This is a genomic window from Polaribacter sp., from assembly GCF_965660385.1.
Lineage (GTDB): Bacteria > Bacteroidota > Bacteroidia > Flavobacteriales > Flavobacteriaceae > Polaribacter.
Map to the genome: position 1 here is coordinate 5,380 of NZ_CBFHZT010000058.1, position 3,635 is coordinate 9,014.

The window sequence follows — 3,635 nt, forward strand, 5'->3', positions numbered from 1 at the left end:
TAACTTTATCTGCTTTATTGATAAAAATTTCTTCTTTTTGTTTCCATTTTTTGGGTGATATTATATATTTTCCAGGAAATTTAGACAAATGCGGATAAAACTGCATAATCTCTGGCCTGTTTTCGTGCAAATCTAAAATTACGGGTAGCATTGTGTTTTTATTTGCTTTAAAAACAGCATCTGCAATTCTTATATCATGAATATGGATTGCATCTATTTTATGAGCTCTTATAAATTTTTTTACTTTTTTTTTCATCAAAAAAGTATAAAAAGGTACTGTATATGCTAAAGCAGATAGTTTATATTCTAATTGATTTGATAAATATCTTTTTACTGTAATTCCATTTATGATTTCAGATTGTTGCTCATTACCATACGTTAAACAAAAAAGAGTAACCTTGTGCCCTGCATCAATTAAGGAAATAGCTTCATTTTCAACCCTAGGATCAGGAGGAAAAGTCTCGTCTAAAATCATTCCAATATTCATAAACTATTTTCTTTCAGCATAAACAAAATAGTATCTTGGTGTGTACTTTCTTAAAATAGGTCTAAAGCCAATTTTATTGGTAGGACTAGTCCATTTTTGGGTTTCTTTAATCCCCCAACCCGATTTTTCTAACAACCAATCAAACTGCCAATCTTCAAATTCGTGATAATGCCTATCCCACAAATCAGTTTTACTTCTATAGGCTTTTGCAAACCATAATTTTAACGGTACTGTTGCAATTATTTTTGTAGCTTCTATGGTTCTTAAAACATTAAAAGGCGCAATTAAATGCTCAAATATTTCAAAAGCGGTAACAGCATCAACCTTATGTTTTTTTACAATTTCTGGTAATAAATCTAAATCTTCACCTTTTGTATTGATGACTGTATATCCATTTTCTTCCATAATTTCCGAAAACGGATTTCTAACTCCTAAATCTAAAATGGTTGCAGGACTAGGTACGTTTTTTTTTAAAAATGCCAAGGTTAAGCTGTATCTTCTATGTGGTGTTTTTTTATACATTTTCCTTTAATTTTCGCTTCTTCTTTTCATCATAAAACAACCAACCTACAGCAACTAATATTAAAATGGTATAAGCACTTAGAGCAACATAACCTCCAGTTTGTATAACTTTGGGTTCAAATTTAAATACAATATTATGGTTTCCTGCAGGGACTTTCATTCCTCGTAAAACATAATTCACTCTGTAATGAGGAATTAGCTCACCATCAATATAAGCGTTCCAACCATCTTTGTAATAAATTTCAGAAAACACCGCAAATTGTTCTTTTTCTGTTTTAGATTGATACGTTAGCGAAGTAACATCATAATTCAATAATTCAATAGTAGCAGTTGAATCTTTTTGAATAAAAAAATCAATACTTTCAGATAATTTACTTTGATCAAGAACAGCAGTGGTTTTCGTATTTAAAGAATCTAAGGCTTTAATTTCTTTATTAGCAGAATTAACAACCCTAACATTATCTACAAACCATGCATTTCCATTAGCATCAGGATTTAATTGTGCTTGCTTTGCACCATTCTTATCAGGAACAATAAAATATTTAGTGTTTAACATATTCAACACTTGCATGTTATTTTTTGCAATTTGAAAGTCGAACAACTCACTATATCTCCCCATTTTTGCAGCATGATAACCACCAATTGATTGATGAAAATAAGAGGTGGCACCATCTTGCATTGGATCTGTCGTAAAATTAGCTACTCTAAAATGCCCTTGATCTTGTAAGATTTGTTTGTCTGCATTAGATGCAATAAAAGGTCGCTCAACGCTTCTTGCAGGTTTAAAATCGGTTTCATTAACATACTTTTTATCCACAGAAATTAAATCAAACAATACCAGAATTCCCAATCCTATGATAGCAATTTGTTTTTTTAATTTGTTTTTTAAGAAAAACCATAAAACAGCAGCTGTAGCCAAAAGCAAAGCTAAAGAGCGTATGCTATCCATAAGTAACATCGATTTTCTATCGGCGATAACAGCATCCAATAAACCAGGTAAATCTTTATAATTGGCATCTCTTATGCCTTCAAAAGTTGAAAACATATGAGCTAATAGAAATCCAATTATGATCAATCCTCCAAAAACATATACTGACTTTTCTAAAGCTTTACGTTTCTCTTGTCTAGAGATAGATGAGTTAAAAAATTCTTTTAATGCTAAAACAGCTAAAATCGGCACACACAATTCTGCAATAACTTGTATAGAGGATACTGCTCTAAACTTGTTATAAAGAGGTACATAATCAATAAAAAAATTGGTTAGAACTTCAAAGTTTCGACCCCAACTTAGTACAATTGAAAATACAGTAGCTGCCACCAACCATTGTTTTAATCTTCCTTTAACCAAAAAAAATCCTAAGAAAAAAAGAAAAAATAGCACAGCTCCAATATAAGCAGGCGCCTCAATAATAGGTTGATCTCCCCAATACGTAAGCACTTGTTTCGAGTAATCGTCTGCCACTTTTTTACCCGCTCTTTTTGCTATTAATTGATAAAAGTTAGAATTATCACCCAATTCTTCTGTGGTACCACCACCCATAAAACGTGGTATAAACAAATTAAAAGTTTCTAATTTTGCATAACTATATTGCGTAATATAACTTTTATCTAAGCCTTTTGTAGCTTCTTTTGGAGTACCATCTGCATTTATGGTTAATTCAGATTTACCTCTTGTGCTATAATCTGCATACTCTTTCATAGCCATTAAACGAGATGCATTTGCTCCAAGTCCTAAAATTACAGCAGCTATAATAACAGCTGTTTGTTTTAAAAAATTTGGAAAAGTTTTTTCTTTGATAGCATTGATACATTCTACGATTCCTAAAATCAACAAACATAGCCCCAAATAATAGGTCATTTGAATGTGGTTGGTATAAATCTCTAAAGCCATAGCAACAGCAGTAACTATGAACCCTAAAACATATTTACGTTGAAAAATCCACAGAATTCCAGCTAAAACTAAAGGCATATAAGCTATTGCATGTGCTTTTGCATTATGACCAGGAATAAAAATAATGATTAAATATGTAGAAAACCCAAAGGATAGCGCTCCTAAAATTGCTAACCTCCATTTTACTTTAAGCGCCATCATTAAAACAAAAAAGCTTAAAAAATATAAAAATGTATAATCTGCAGGTCTGGGTAAAAAACGGAACGCCCTATCAAAAGTTCTTACAAAATCATAAGGATAATAGGCACTGATTTGATAAGCAGGCATGCCACTAAAAGAAGCTCCTGTCCAATAAGGTTCTTCGCCTTTATCAGCTCTATAATCTTTAATTTCTTTAGCCATACCTGTAAACTGTGTAATATCAGATTGGGCTATTTTTTGTCCTTTTAAAACAGGATGAAAATACAGAATGGCTGCAACTATAAAAATAAGGATTGCAATGATATAGGGAAATATTTTATTTAGTTTCAAGTGATAAAATTATAAATTAGTTTGTATTGTAATTGATGTAAAAATCGATGTAAAAAAAGTATTAATCTACCTCTTCAAAATCTACATATTCCCCAACAGAATTATTACTTTGTTGTTGTTTTCTTGGTGCTTTATCTATAATAGTTTCACCTTCTTTTACAGTACTTTTAGTTTGCTGACTACCAAATTGTTGTTCGGCTTTTT

At 31.2% G+C, this 3,635-nt stretch carries 3 protein-coding genes; all 3 read right to left on the reverse strand.

Annotation, left to right across the window (positions count from 1 at the left end):
- A partial coding sequence (locus tag ACTG3V_RS13380; protein ID WP_439132674.1) for a glycosyltransferase family 4 protein occupies positions 1-487 on the reverse strand: 487 nt, incomplete at its 3' end.
- 3 nt (positions 488-490) lie between these two features.
- The gene (locus ACTG3V_RS13385) at positions 491-1,009 is read right to left on the reverse strand and encodes a methyltransferase (RefSeq protein WP_439132675.1); all 519 of its coding nucleotides are present in this window, start codon (positions 1,007-1,009) and stop codon (positions 491-493) included.
- Positions 1,002-3,431 carry a YfhO family protein gene (locus ACTG3V_RS13390; RefSeq protein WP_439132676.1) on the reverse strand — a complete coding sequence of 810 codons (2,430 nt, stop codon included), beginning with the start codon at positions 3,429-3,431 and terminating at the stop codon, positions 1,002-1,004. The genes ACTG3V_RS13385 and ACTG3V_RS13390 overlap by 8 nt, the downstream gene beginning before the upstream one ends.
- Positions 3,432-3,635: the final 204 nt, after the last annotated feature.